Annotated in this window: 11 protein-coding genes; 8 read left to right on the top strand and 3 right to left on the bottom strand. The window is 59.1% G+C overall.

Features of this window, described 5'->3' with window-relative positions:
- Nucleotides 1-57: 57 nt before the first annotated feature.
- The 5 genes from PVA19_RS11100 to PVA19_RS11080 all read left to right on the top strand — a co-directional run bounded on the left by PVA19_RS11100 (nt 58) and on the right by PVA19_RS11080 (nt 5,797).
- On the top strand, nt 58-567 hold the full coding sequence (locus PVA19_RS11100; protein ID WP_062427414.1) for a peptidylprolyl isomerase: 510 nt from the start codon (nt 58-60) through the stop codon (nt 565-567).
- A gap of 189 nt (nt 568-756) precedes the next feature.
- Nucleotides 757-1,839 carry a tRNA preQ1(34) S-adenosylmethionine ribosyltransferase-isomerase QueA gene (gene queA, locus PVA19_RS11095; protein WP_274102452.1) on the top strand — a complete coding sequence of 361 codons (1,083 nt, stop codon included), beginning with the start codon at nt 757-759 and terminating at the stop codon, nt 1,837-1,839.
- On the top strand, nt 1,839-2,969 hold the full coding sequence (gene tgt, locus PVA19_RS11090; protein ID WP_112358293.1) for a tRNA guanosine(34) transglycosylase Tgt: 1,131 nt from the start codon (nt 1,839-1,841) through the stop codon (nt 2,967-2,969). The genes queA and tgt overlap by 1 nt, the downstream gene beginning before the upstream one ends.
- Before the next feature lie 21 nt (nt 2,970-2,990).
- A complete protein-coding gene (locus PVA19_RS11085; protein ID WP_274102451.1) occupies nt 2,991-4,145 on the top strand; it encodes an aminodeoxychorismate synthase component I in 1,155 nt (384 codons plus the stop codon).
- Nucleotides 4,146-4,309: 164 nt separating this feature from the next.
- A complete protein-coding gene (locus PVA19_RS11080; RefSeq protein WP_274102450.1) occupies nt 4,310-5,797 on the top strand; it encodes an esterase-like activity of phytase family protein in 1,488 nt (495 codons plus the stop codon).
- A 105-nt stretch (nt 5,798-5,902) separates the two neighbouring features.
- Here the strand turns inward: PVA19_RS11080 and PVA19_RS11075 are convergent, their stop codons facing one another.
- Together PVA19_RS11075 and recG are read right to left on the bottom strand one after the other, a co-directional pair.
- Nucleotides 5,903-6,169 carry a hypothetical protein gene (locus PVA19_RS11075; RefSeq protein ID WP_113265740.1) on the bottom strand — a complete coding sequence of 89 codons (267 nt, stop codon included), beginning with the start codon at nt 6,167-6,169 and terminating at the stop codon, nt 5,903-5,905.
- Nucleotides 6,170-6,176: 7 nt separating this feature from the next.
- Nucleotides 6,177-8,282 carry an ATP-dependent DNA helicase RecG gene (gene recG / locus PVA19_RS11070; protein ID WP_274102449.1) on the bottom strand — a complete coding sequence of 702 codons (2,106 nt, stop codon included), beginning with the start codon at nt 8,280-8,282 and terminating at the stop codon, nt 6,177-6,179.
- A gap of 190 nt (nt 8,283-8,472) precedes the next feature.
- On the opposite strand from recG, the gene PVA19_RS11065 reads away from it, so the two are divergent.
- The 3 genes from PVA19_RS11065 to PVA19_RS11055 all read left to right on the top strand — a co-directional run bounded on the left by PVA19_RS11065 (nt 8,473) and on the right by PVA19_RS11055 (nt 12,756).
- Nucleotides 8,473-8,784 (top strand): FAD assembly factor SdhE, encoded by a 312-nt coding sequence (locus tag PVA19_RS11065; RefSeq protein WP_062427408.1) that lies wholly within the window; start codon nt 8,473-8,475, stop codon nt 8,782-8,784.
- Between the two features lie 3 nt (nt 8,785-8,787).
- A complete protein-coding gene (gene mfd / locus PVA19_RS11060; protein ID WP_274102448.1) occupies nt 8,788-12,297 on the top strand; it encodes a transcription-repair coupling factor in 3,510 nt (1,169 codons plus the stop codon).
- 138 nt (nt 12,298-12,435) lie between these two features.
- Nucleotides 12,436-12,756 (top strand): hypothetical protein, encoded by a 321-nt coding sequence (locus tag PVA19_RS11055; RefSeq protein WP_062427406.1) that lies wholly within the window; start codon nt 12,436-12,438, stop codon nt 12,754-12,756.
- A gap of 92 nt (nt 12,757-12,848) precedes the next feature.
- Here PVA19_RS11055 and PVA19_RS11050 read toward each other — a convergent pair whose 3' ends face one another.
- Nucleotides 12,849-13,793 (bottom strand): DMT family transporter, encoded by a 945-nt coding sequence (locus tag PVA19_RS11050; protein ID WP_113265743.1) that lies wholly within the window; start codon nt 13,791-13,793, stop codon nt 12,849-12,851.
- Nucleotides 13,794-13,828 lie beyond the last annotated feature (35 nt).

Genomic DNA, 13,828 nt, shown 5'->3' with positions numbered 1-13,828 from the left:
GATCACGTCAAACGGGCGTTCTGCCCCCTCAAACCTACCCTAGCAAGGAGAGATAACATGGCCGAGATCAAGGATCCGGAAAACACCCTCATCATGGAAACGACGACCGGTAAGGTTGTCATCCAGCTTCTGCCGGACGTCGCTCCTGGCCACGTGGCTCGCATCAAGGAACTGGTGTCCGAGCAGGCTTATGACGGCGTTGTTTTTCACCGCGTGATCGCCGACTTCATGGCGCAGACCGGTGACGTGAAGTTCGGCAAGAAGAGTTCTGCCGATTTCAACCCGGCGCGTGCCGGCATGGGCGGCTCCGAGAAGCCAGACCTGAAGGCTGAATTCTCTGCCATTCCGCATGTCCGCGGCACCTGCTCCATGGCGCGCTCGCAGAGCCCGAATTCCGCCAACTCGCAGTTCTTCATCTGCTTTACGGATTCTCCTTGGCTCAACAAGCAGTACACCGTCTGGGGCCAGGTTATCGAGGGTATGGACGCCATCGACAAGATCAAGAAGGGCGAGCCCGTCAAGGACCCCGATTCGATCGTGTCGATCCGTCTGGCATCTGCCGCCTGATCAAAGTGAAGTCTCCCGCCTTGCTGACTGGCAGGGCGGGATGACGTTTGCCGAGTGCAGCACGGCTACCTTTTTGCCAACCATAACCCGCCGGCAGTCTCTGCGAGGCGGGTTTTGATATTCTGCTCGTTTCGCTGCCGATCTGGCAGGGCAATGCGAGCCGATCGAGACACTTGATAAGAGCCCTTCATGCGCGTTGACCTGTTCGATTTTGATCTCCCCGAGGAGAATATTGCGCTGCGCCCAGCCAATCCGCGCGATAGCGCGCGCCTGCTTGTCGTGGATCCCAATACGGATCGTATGACCGATCATCAGGTTTTCGATCTTCCGAGCTTCCTGAAGCCCGGCGATGCCTTGGTCTTCAACGATACGCGGGTCATTCCTGCCCAACTCGAAGGTGTGCGGTTGCGCGATGGCGCGCAGGAGACACCGGTTTCGGCAACGCTTCACATGCGTGCCGGTGCCAGCCGATGGAAGGCCTTTGCGCGGCCGGGCAAGCGCATCAAGGCAGGCGATCGCATCCGCTTCGGTTATGAGCGCGACAATGCCTGCGGTCTCGCTTTCCTGGAAGCGACGGTCGAGGAAAAGGGCGACGAGGGCGAAATCACGCTGCTCTTCGACGTCTCCGGACCGGTGCTGGATGAGGCCATTGCTTCTGTCGGCCATATCCCGCTGCCGCCCTACATCGCCGCGAAACGCGCCGAAGATGCGCAGGACCAGACGGATTACCAGACCATCTATGCCCGCGAAAAAGGCGCCGTTGCCGCACCGACCGCGGGTCTGCATTTCACCCCGGCACTCTTCGACGCGCTGGATAAGGCTGGGGTCGAGCGCCATTTCGTCACACTGCATGTCGGAGCGGGGACGTTCTTGCCGGTCAAGGCAGATGATACCAATGATCACAAGATGCATCTGGAGATCGGTTGTGTCTCGGATGAGACCGCGCAGAAGCTGAACGCGGTGAAGGCAAGGGGCGGGCGCATCGTCTGTGTCGGCACCACATCGCTGCGGCTGATCGAGAGTGCGGCTGGTGATGACGGGCAGATACGTCCATGGTCCGGCGCCACCGGTATCTTCATCACGCCCGGCTACCGCTTCAAAGCGGTCGATATTCTGATGACCAATTTTCACCTGCCGAAATCCACGCTCTTCATGCTGGTTTCGGCTTTCTGCGGGCTGGAGACGATGAGGGCTGCCTATGCTCACGCCATCGAAACCGGCTACCGCTTCTATTCCTATGGCGATTCCAGCCTGCTGTTCCGGAAAGTCTGATGCACGAGAATTTCACCTTCACCCTTAAAGCAACCAGCGGCGGCGCGCGTCTTGGCGAAGTTGCGATGCCGCGCGGCGTCATCCGCACGCCCGCCTTCATGCCGGTTGGCACCGTCGGCACCGTCAAGGCCATGTATCTCGATCAGGTCCGCGAGCTTGGCGCCGATATCATTCTCGGCAACACCTATCACCTGATGCTGCGGCCCGGCGCGGAGCGCGTGGCACGTCTCGGCGGCCTGCATGAGCTGATCCGCTGGCCGCATCCGATCCTGACAGACAGTGGCGGCTTCCAGGTGATGTCGCTGTCTGGCCTGCGCAAGCTGGATGAGAAGGGCGTGACCTTCAAGAGCCATGTCGATGGCTCACTTCATCACATGTCGCCGGAGCGCTCCATCGAGATTCAGGGGTTGCTCGATTCGGATATCCAAATGCAGCTCGATGAATGCGTGGCGCTTCCTGCCGAGCGCAAGGAAATCGAACGCGCGATGGAAATGTCTTTGCGCTGGGCGGAACGCTGCCGGGTCGCCTTTGGCGAGCAGCCGGGTAAGGCGATGTTTGGCATCGTTCAAGGTGGCGACCAGCCGGACCTGCGTATTCGTTCCGCCGAAGGGCTGAAGCAGCTTGATCTCAAGGGCTATGCCGTGGGTGGTCTTGCGGTGGGCGAGCCACAGGATGTGATGCTTGCCATGCTCGATACGACGCTGCCGGTTCTGCCGACCGAAAAGCCGCGCTACCTGATGGGCGTCGGCACGCCGGACGATATCTTGAAATCCGTGGCACGCGGCATCGACATGTTCGATTGCGTGATGCCGACCCGCTCCGGTCGTCATGGCCTTGCCTTTACCCGCCGAGGCAGGGTGAATATCCGCAACGCCCGTCACGCGGAAGACATGCGTCCGTTGGACGAGCAGTCCAACTGCCCGGCATCGCGCGATTATTCGCGCGCCTATCTGCACCACCTGGTTCGGTCCAACGAAGCGCTGGGCGGCATGCTTCTATCCTGGCACAATCTCGCCTATTATCAGGAGTTGATGCAGGGGATTCGCAAATCGATCGAAGAAGGTCGCTTTCCGGATTTCTATGCGGAGACCATTGAAATGTGGGCGAAAGGCGATATCGATCCGGTGTGACAACCATCATCGGATAGCTGAATGCTAGATGCGCCTTACGTTCTTTTTCGTGACGATACGACCGGCACCGTGACGCTGTTTACGGAGCCGGAGGAGATTATCGTTGCGCATGAGGCCAGCGACGTCTTTCCCGCGCTTGAAAGAATGCAGGCCGCCAGAACAAGCGGAAAATATTTAGCCGGCTATATGTCCTATGAGGCAGGATACCTTTTCGAGCCCAAGCTGAGGCCTCTCGCAGAGCAAGATCGGGCTTGCCCGCTATTGTGCTTTGGTGTGTTTTCGTCACCATCCGGTGATACAAGTGCGGCATCCAAGCCATTGAAACTTATGGCGCCTGACGATTTTTTGAGCGATCTCACGGCGTCATGGACCTTTGCTGACTACGAGAAACAGTTCAATCGACTGCATCAGCATCTCCGCCAAGGAGATTGTTACCAGGCTAACCTTACCATGCCTGTCACTGGTCGGTGGCATGGAGATCCGCTTCTCGCCTTCTGGTCTCTGATCGAGCGACAGCCAGTCAAATACGGTGCGCTGGTTCACCTGGACGGACCCGTCATCCTTTCACGTTCGCCGGAACTCTTCTTCTCCGTCAATGCGGACAGCTGGATCGAGACCCATCCGATGAAGGGTACGGTCAAGCGCGGAGCGTCGGCTGATGAGGATGCAGCAATCATTTCCGCTATGGGCAAGGACGAGAAGACGCTCGCAGAAAACCGCATGATCGTCGATCTGCTGCGCAACGACATTTCGCGGATCACAGAAGTCGGTACTCTGGATGTGCCAAAGCTCTTCGAAATCGAGACCTATCCGACCGTGCACCAGATGGTCAGCCATGTGCGCGCAAAGCTCCTGCCGGACATGACGATCGCCGACATTTTTGCAGCACTCTTTCCCTGCGGCTCGGTAACAGGAGCACCGAAGATGCGGGCGATGGAGATATTGCATGACCTGGAGGTCGGGCCTCGCGACGTCTATTGCGGCGCGATCGGCATGATTTCACCAAAGGGTGACATGCGGTTTTCGGTCGCGATCCGCACCATCACCCTTTTCGACGATGGGCGCGCGACCTTCAATGTCGGTGGCGGGATTGTCTTCGATTCCACCGCGCAGTCCGAATATGACGAATGCCTTCTCAAGGCAAAGTTTGCGGCCGGCGACCGAAAGCTCGTCTAAGCTCGCTAACGCCATAAACCTCAGCCGTCATGCAAGTGTCATGGATCGATCTTAGAGACAGGTACCAGGGAGCAGGCTTCTTCACGAACCGGAACACGGTGCGCCCGCGCTACATGCTGTGTCGAAGACTTCGTCTTTCTTTGTTTTCTCAAGGATACCGTTCCATGACATCATTCCGTTCTTCTGCCTCTCGCCGGCTTGCTGCCGCCTTGGCGGCATCGATTTTCATGTTTCCTGCTGCCGTGATGGCTGAAACCACCGCTGCTGCAAACGGCGTCAGCTACGCGAGCAAGGGCTTGGTCGCCGTTGGTCGTATCCCCGCCAGCCAGCGCGACAAGTTCGGCGAAACCTTTGGCTCCGGCTCGGGCATGGCGATCGATGTCACCAGCTGGAAGAAGGAAGGCGATGGCTATCGCGGTTCCCTCTGGCTGCTGCCGGACCGTGGCTACAATGTCGAAGGAACGACGGACTACAATGCCCGTATCAACAAGATCGATGTGACGCTGATGCCCGCAACGGGCGGTGATGTGGCTGCGGACAAGCAGCAGACGGGTGTTCAGGCAACGCTTGCCGATACGCTGCTTTTGACCGATGAGCAGGGCAAGAACATGACGGGCCTCGATCCTGAGGCCGGTACCCGTCCGGCGAGCGGCGCCACACCTGTGCTGCCTTTCGCGTCTACAGGCAAAGTCTCTCTCGATGCCGAGGCGGTGGTGCGTCTGGCCGACGGCTCGTTCCTCATCAGCGACGAGTACGGCCCGTATATCTATCACTTCTCTGCCGACGGTAAGATGATCTCGGCCACGCAACCGCCCAAGGCGCTGCTGCCGATGCGCAAGGGTGAGATCAACTTCTCTTCCAACAACGTTGGCGAAGGCGGTAAGAAGCCCGATCCGAAGGACCCCGAAACTGGGCGCCAGAACAATCAGGGTCTGGAAGGCATGTCGCTGACCCCGGATGGCAAATACCTCATCGCCGTTTTGCAATCGGCAACCCGTCAGGATGGCGGCGATTCCTCATCGACCCGCGATCACACCCGCGCACTTGTCTATGATGCGAGCGATGTCGATCACCTGAAGCTCGTGCATGAATATGTCGTGCCGCTGCCGAAGTTCGAGGGCAAGGATAAGAAGCTTGTCGCAGCACAGAGCGAAATCCTGGCTTTGTCGGACAAGGCATTCCTGATGCTGGCGCGTGACAGCAACAATGGTCAGGGCATGAAGGGCGATACATCGGTCTACCGCAGAATAGAACTCGTGGATCTCTCCGGCGCGACGGACATCGCCGGTGGCGAATTCGACGATGTGAAGCCGGTTGCGCCCAAGGGTGTACTGGATAGCGCCATCAAGCCAGCCGCTCTGCATGACTTCATCGATCTCAACGACGCCAAGGACCTTGCCCGCTTCGGCCTGCACAATGGCGCCGCGAACGACAAGAACAACCTGTCGGAGAAGTGGGAGGCCATGTCGATTGCAAGCGTCCTCGATGCTTCCGCACCGGATGATTATTTCCTCTTCGTCGCCAATGACAACGACTTCCTGACGCAAGACGGTTTCCAGGTTGGGAAGTCTTACAAGGCGGAAGGTGATGCGGATGTGGACACCATGTTCCAGGTGTTCCGCGTGACGCTGCCGGGCGTTGCCAAGCGCTAAAGCGCCGTGCGTCCTAATTGGACGCACAAAGAACGCTTTACCTTTTTGAATCTACGCATAAAAAGAGCCGCGCCGAAAACATTCGGCGCGGCTCTTTTACGCATATCAATCGTCGTCGATCTCTTCGAATTCCTGCGCGCCGGACGTGGTGGAATGAAACACGGGCACGAAGAGGCGCATATAGACGAGCCTGACGCTCCAGCCCTGTTCCAGAGCGTCTGCCCAGGCTTGCTTGCGGCCGGGCTTCTTAAAGCCTTTTGCGATCGCCTTCTTCTCGCTCTTGGCGAAGGTCTTCGGTTGAAGAATGTTTTCAGGCGAACACAGGGCAAAGCCCTTCTGGAAGGCCGGTGGCGGGTTGGGTGTGATTGTCATGAGTGTATCAGCCTGCGTGGAGGAAGCGGATGGCTTCGTCCCTGCGATGGAGATAAAGCAGGGTTCTGAGGTTCTTGCCGCGCTCGCTCACAAGCTCGGCGTCTTTTTCTATCATATAGGCTGCATCCTTGCGGGCGATCTCCAGCAAATCGGCATGCGCCTCGAGGCTCGCTATGCGAAAGCCCGGCGTGCCGGATTGGCGGGTGCCGAGGAGTTCTCCTTCGCCGCGCAGCTTCAGATCCTCTTCGGCAATCAGGAAGCCGTCCTCGCTATCGCGCAGGATAGAGAGCCGCGCCTTGCCGTTCTCGCTGAGCGGACCCTTGTACAGCAATATGCAGGTGGAGGCCTCGTCGCCACGTCCGACACGACCGCGCAGCTGGTGAAGTTGGGCAAGGCCGAAACGCTCGGCGTGCTCGATGACCATGATCGTGGCATCCGGCACATCCACGCCCACTTCGACGACAGTGGTTGCCACAAGCAGGCGCGTTTCGCCGCTTTTGAAGGCAAGCATCGCAGCATCTTTCTCAGGCCCGCTCATCCGCCCATGGATGAGGCCGATATTGGCGCGCAAGGACTGCGAGAGCACCGCATGTCGTTCCTCTGCCGACATGAGATCCGATTCCTCCGATTCCTCGACCAGAGGGCAAATCCAGTAGGCCTTCTTGCCCTCTGCCAAAGCGCTGCGCAGCCGGTCGACGATGTCCCCGATCCGCTCATTGGGAATGGTCACCGTCTGGATCGGCTTTCGGCCTGCGGGCTTTTCAGTCAGCTTGGAGACATCCATATCGCCGAAGGCGGCGAGAACCAGCGTGCGGGGAATGGGTGTTGCCGTCATGACCAGCATATGCGGCGTGATGCCCTTGGCGGTGAGACGAAGGCGTTGATGCACGCCGAAGCGATGCTGCTCATCCACCACCGCAAGAACGAGGTTCTTGTAGGACACGCTGTCCTGAAACAGGGCGTGCGTGCCAATCACGATCTGTGCTTCGCCGAATGCGATGCGCTCCTCGATTTCGCGGCGCTCCTTGCCCTTGGTTCTGCCCGTCAGAACCTCGCAGGAGATGCCGGCGGCGGCGGCGTACTTCGTCATCGTTGCAAAATGCTGGCGCGCCAGAATTTCCGTCGGCGCCATCAGTACGGCCTGGCCACCGGCCTCCACAGCCGTTGCCATCGCCATCAGGGCCACCAGCGTCTTGCCCGCGCCGACATCGCCCTGAAGCAGGCGGAGCATGCGGTCTTCGCCTGCCATGTCGGTCAGAATATCCTTCACCGCAGCGTTCTGGCTTGCGGTCAGCGAAAAGGGCAGGCCTGCCAGAATGCGCGCTGCATAATCTCCCTTGGCGCGGATCGGCTGACCCGCGACCTTGCGCAGTCTCTGTCGGACCAGTGCCAACGAAAGCTGTCCGGCCAGGAACTCGTCATAGGCAAGCCTGCGGCGGGCAGGGGCCTGCGGATCGATATCGACAGTGTCGCGTGGATCGTGCAAATCGCGGAAGGCATCGGCCACATGCGGGAAGCTTTGGCGTGTGGCAAGCGTCTCGTCGATCCATTCGGGGAAGACCGGCAGGCGCTGCAACGCGCTATCGATGGAACGCTTCAATATCTTGGGCGAAAGACCGGCCGTCATCGGATAGACGGCTTCGACCAGCGGCAGATTGTCGGCCTCCGAGACCTTCACCATGAAATCCGGATGAACCATGGAGGCGCGGCCATTGAACCAGTCGATCTTGCCGCTGACCATCACCTCTTCATCGACAGGAAGCGCCTTTGATAGCCAGTCGCCGCGCGCGCGGAAGAAGGTCAGCGCCAGTTCGCCTGTCTCGTCATGCAGGAAGACACGATAGGGTGCCGAGCGATTGCCGGGCGGCGCAGGCTGGTGCCGGTCGATGCGTCCCTGAATGGTGACAATGGCGCCCTGCGGTGCAAGCGCGATGCCCGGGCGGTTACGCCGGTCGATGATATTGGACGGCGCATGAAACAGCAGATCGATAACGCGGGTGTCTTCGGCGTTCTCGCGGCCCAAAAGTTTTGCCAACAGATCGGCAAGCTTCGGCCCGACGCCGGCAAGCGAAGAGACTGTGGCAAACAGGGGATCGAGTATGGCGGGGCGCATGGGCTGCAAAATCGGGGAAGGCTGTCCCCATTGCAATAGCGCGACACCGATAAAGCGCGTTTATCACCGGCAGTTTTTATGCCCTGTGCCGCATATTTGCACAAATAGCGGTTCCCAAGCGTTCCTGTCCTGTTCTATAGGAGAACGAAAATCAACAATTTGTTGAATTTCCAACAAACAGGTGACTGCGATGACTGGACTGGTGCGCACGAGTGCCGACCTCGAACCGAGACGCCGGCGGATTCTCTATCGCTGTTGGCACCGCGGCATTCGCGAAATGGATCTGGTTTTGGGCCAGTTCGCCGAAGACAATATCGGCGATCTTTCAGATGCAGAACTCGACGAGCTGGAAGTGATCATGGCTGAGGAGGACAACGACCTCGTCAAGATGGTGACGGGCGCTCTGCCGATCCCTGAAAAATTCCAGACGCCTCTCTTCATGAAAATCGCCTCTTATCGCCCGGACTTCGATCCGGTCACATCCGAGACAACGAAAGCCTGATTTATGATCGCCGGGATTGATGTGAAGCTGGTGGCATCGGCCGATACGCCGCTGACCATTGGAAATGTGCCGTCCGGAGTGGAGGCGCTTCTCCTGGCAGATATGGCGCGCGGTGGAACATCCGTTGCCTATGTCGTATCGGACGGACACCGCGTTGCAGATCTCGAGCAGATCCTTGGGTTCGTGGCCCCGGACATTCCGGTTCTGACGTTGCCCGCGTGGGACTGCCTTCCCTACGACCGCGTGTCCCCGAGTGCGGATACTTCCGCGCGCCGGCTGGCAGCGCTTTCCGGCCTCATCCAGCATCAAAAGAAGCCGCATCCGGCCATCGTGCTCGTCACGGTCAATGCGATGCTGCAAAAGATGGCGCCGCGCGATGTCATCGAGAGTCTGGCTTTCTCCGCCAAGCCGGGTAATCAGATCCGCATGGAAGAGATCGCCGCGCGTCTGGAGCGTAACGGTTTCGACCGTGTTGCGACGGTTCGCGAGGTCGGCGAATTTGCCGTGCGCGGCGGTATTCTCGATGTCTTCGTTCCCGGCACGGAAGAGCCGGTGCGTCTTGATTTCTTCGGCGATACGCTGGAGAGCATACGCACCTTCGATCCCGCCAGCCAGCGCACCATTGGCCAGGCCCGCTCGCTCGATCTCAGCCCGATGAGTGAAGTGACGCTGACGCCGGATACGATCAGCCGCTTCCGCAAGAATTATCTGTCGCTCTTCGGCGCCGCCACCCGTGACGATTCACTCTATCAGGCTGTCTCGGAAGGCCGACGTTATGCCGGCATGGAGCACTGGCTGCCGCTCTTCTACGAGAAGCTGGAAACCGCATTCGACTATCTGCAAGGCTTCCGCATCGTCACCGATCACAACGCGCGCGAGGCGGCTGTCGAGCGCTCCAAGCTCGTGCATGATTACTTCGAGGCGCGGCGCAATTCCGGCCAGACCAAGGGTGCCACGCAGGGCGCGCCTTACAAGCCGGTGTCACCCAGCCAACTCTACCTCGGCGGCAAGAGCTTCGATGAGGCGCTGAACGCCGTCAATGCCGTGCGCCTGACGCCCTTCAATGAGCAGGACTCCAACGACAGGCCAGTGGCCACTCTCGATGCACATGTGGGTCCTCGCTGGGCAAAGCCTCCGGCCGAAGGCGGCAGCGAAGACCGCATCAATGTCTTTGATCTGGCAGTCAAACACATTGCCGAGCGCCGGTCCAAGGGCTGGAAGGTTCTGATCACCGGTTGGTCGGAAGGGTCGCTGGACCGCCTCTTGCAGGTTTTGAACGAGCACGGGCTTGAAAAAATCAAGCCGATCTCATCACTCAAAGAGATCGAGAAACTCGCAAAGGGCGAGGCGGCATCGGCGGTTCTCAGCCTCGAAGCCGGTTTTGAGACGACCCTCGGTACGAGCAATCTCGCCATTATCGGCGAACAGGACATCCTTGGCGACCGCATGGTGCGCCGCTCCAAACGCCGCAAGCGCGGTGCCGACTTCATTTCGGAAGTAGCGGGACTGGACGAAGGATCGCTCGTCGTGCATGCCGAACATGGTATCGGTCGCTTCGTCGGGCTCCGCACCATCGAGGCCGCCGGTGCTCCGCGTGACTGCCTTGAACTGCATTACGCCGACGATGCCAAGCTGTTCCTGCCGGTCGAGAATATCGATCTTCTGTCCCGATACGGTTCGGATGCGGCGGAAGCCCAGCTTGACAAGCTTGGCGGCGGCGCATGGCAGATGCGCAAGGCGAAGCTCAAGAAACGCCTCCTCGATATGGCAGGCGATCTCATTCGGATTGCTGCCGCTCGTCTCGTGCGCCAGGCGCCGGTTTTGACGGCACCCGATGGCCTCTACGACGAGTTTGCCGCGCGTTTCCCCTATGAGGAAACTGAAGATCAGATGAATGCCATCGACTCGATCCGGGACGATCTTGGTGCCGGCCGGCCCATGGACCGCCTGATCTGCGGCGATGTGGGCTTCGGCAAGACGGAAGTGGCGCTGCGCGCGGCCTTCCTTGCGGCCATGAATGGCGTTCAAGTGGCCGTCGTCGTGCCGACCACGCTTCTGGCACGTCAGCATTTCCGCACCTTCTCAGAGCGTTTCCGTGGACTTCCGATCCGCGTACAGCAGGCGTCGCGCCTGGTCGGCGCGAAGGAGCTCAATCTCGTCAAGAAGGAAGTAGCGGAAGGCAAGACCGATATCGTTGTCGGCACGCATGCGCTTCTGGGGCAGGGGATCACCTTCGCCAATCTCGGCCTTCTGATCATCGACGAAGAGCAGCATTTTGGCGTCAAGCACAAGGAGCGGCTGAAGGAGTTGAAGAGCGATGTTCACGTTCTGACACTATCCGCAACGCCAATCCCCCGCACCTTGCAATTGGCAATGACGGGTGTGCGCGAACTGTCGTTGATCACCACGCCGCCGGTCGACCGCATGGCGGTTCGCACCTTCATTTCGCCTTTCGATCCACTTGTCATCCGCGAAACTTTGATGCGCGAGCATTATCGCGGCGGGCAGAGCTTCTATGTCTGCCCGCGTCTGGCCGATCTGGCGGACATTCAAGCCTTCCTGCAATCGGATGTGCCCGAGCTGAAGGTCGCAGTTGCCCATGGGCAGATGCCGGCGGGGGAATTGGAAGACATCATGAATGCTTTCTATGACGGCAAATATGATGTGCTTCTGTCCACCACCATCGTTGAATCCGGTCTCGACGTGCCGACCGCCAATACGCTGATCGTCCACCGCGCGGACATGTTCGGTCTGGCACAGCTCTATCAGCTACGTGGTCGTGTCGGGCGTTCCAAGGTTCGCGCCTTTGCGCTCTTCACGCTGCCGGTCAACAAGGTGCTGACGACGATGGCCGAGCGCCGGTTGAAGGTGCTTCAGTCGCTCGACACGCTCGGTGCGGGCTTCCAGCTTGCCAGCCACGATCTCGATATTCGCGGTGCCGGCAATCTGCTTGGCGAAGAGCAATCCGGCCATATCAAGGAAGTCGGTTTCGAGCTTTACCAGCAGATGCTGGAAGAAGCGGTTGCCGAGGTGAAGGGCGAGGACGACGTTATCGACACCGGCTGGTCGCCACAAATCTCCGTCGGTACCTCCGTGATGATTCCGGAAAGCTATGTGCCTGACCTGCACCTGCGCATGGGGCTTTACCGTCGCCTGGGCGAATTGACGGACCTCAACGAGATCGACGGCTTCGGCGCGGAAATGATCGACCGCTTCGGGCCGCTGCCGAAGGAAGTGCAGCATCTCTTGAAGATCGTTTACGTCAAGTCGCTCTGCCGTACCGCCAATGTCGAGAAGCTGGATGCCGGTCCGAAGGGCGTCGTCGTGCAGTTCCGCAACAAGGAGTTCCCGAACCCGGCGGCACTCGTTGGCTACATCGCCAAGCAGGGCTCCATGGCAAAGATCAGGCCTGACCACAGCGTGTTCCTCACCCGCGATCTGCCGACGCCTGAAAAGCGCCTGGCCGGCGCGGCGATGATCATGACACAGCTTGCGGAACTGGCGAAATCCTGACGCAAGTAAGAAAAATCGCGTCCTTGAGATTCCTTACAGGGAATTAATCAAACGGACATGTATCGGTAGTCTTCCGGGGCGTAGTCTCATCCTCATCAGCACAGGACGATGTGCTGACAGATTTTAAGGAGCAGGACTATGTGGACATTGAAGAACAGATTTGTCACCGCTGGTCTGGTTGCTTTGACAATTGCGGGCACCACAATTGCCACCACCAGCCAAGCTGAAGCACGCAACAATTTCGGCCGCGGCCTTGCCGCCGGTATTGCTGGTACACTCGTAGGCGGCGCATTGCTGTCTGCTGCGCATGACAGGCCGGTTTATGGCACGCCTGTTTACGCCGAACCCACCTATTACGGCCCGCCCCCTGTCGTTTACGAGCCCGTCTATCCCCGTTGCCATGTTGCATGGCGTCAGGACGGATTTGGCGACATGTATCGCGTCCGTGTCTGCGATTGATGTGAATGATATTGCTGTTGATGTGAGCTGATATTGTAAGACGAAAATAAATAAAATTTTTCAATCAAGTGGTTATAAACGGGGCGGGCCGACTATCGGCCCGCCTCCGTTTTTTCATCCGGCAACATAACGGCCGTTACATTCTGGTCCGATGCAGCAACAGAGTTTGGCAGTGGCACGTTCCGCTGTTTTTCGCGCATCAGCGTCAGCAGGCCAGAGCCCACGATCAGTGCGATGCCGACGAGCATCCAGCCGTCTATCCTGTCGCCGAAGATCAGGTATCCGAAAAGAATGGCCCAGAGCATTTGGCTGTACTGCGTCGGGCCGATCACCGCTGCGGGCGCATATTGCGCGGCATACATGATGAGGACATTGGCAAGCGCCGCCAGCAGGCCGTAGCCAGCCAGCATCAGCCATTGTTCGGCGTTCGGAAGCGTGAAGGTGGGAATCATCAACACGCCGCAGACAGCAAGGCAGCCAAGCAGGCCCGCTCCATAAAGCGAGATGTTCTTTTCCCGTGGCCCGATCGCGCGGAAGATGACGATGGAGATCGCCCCGCCCATGCCGCCAATGATCGCCCCGAGATGACCGATGGAGAGTTCGCGGAAGCCCGGTCTCAAGATGATGAGAACGCCGGCGAAGCCGATGATGACCGCCGACCACCGCTTGATGCCGACCTGCTCCTTTAGAAAGATGACCGACATGATGGTGACGAAGGAGGGCAGGAGGAAAATCAGGGCAAAGGCTTCCGCCATGGCAAGATGGGTAAATGCGACGACGCTGCCGATGGTGCTGGCACCGGTGGCAAAGAACCGCAAAAGCCAGAGAGACCGGTTCGTCGTGCGGACGATATCTGTCCAGGCATCGTGACGCTTGCGGATGAAGGGGAGTGCGAGCAGCCCGAAGAACGCTCCGAAGAAGCCCGATTCGACGGGTGGGAGTTGCCCGTCGATAAGTTTTACGCTTGCATCGCTGAAAGCATAGGCCGCGAAGGCGGCAAAGGCGAGCAATATGCCCTTCAACCTGCTGTCTGGCACGAAATCACCGCTGGATTACTGGGTCGAAAATCGCA

The organism is Agrobacterium sp. CNPSo 3708 (assembly GCF_028674915.1).
GTDB lineage: Bacteria > Pseudomonadota > Alphaproteobacteria > Rhizobiales > Rhizobiaceae > Agrobacterium > Agrobacterium cavarae.
This window is presented reverse-complemented; position numbering and strand designations above follow the sequence as displayed.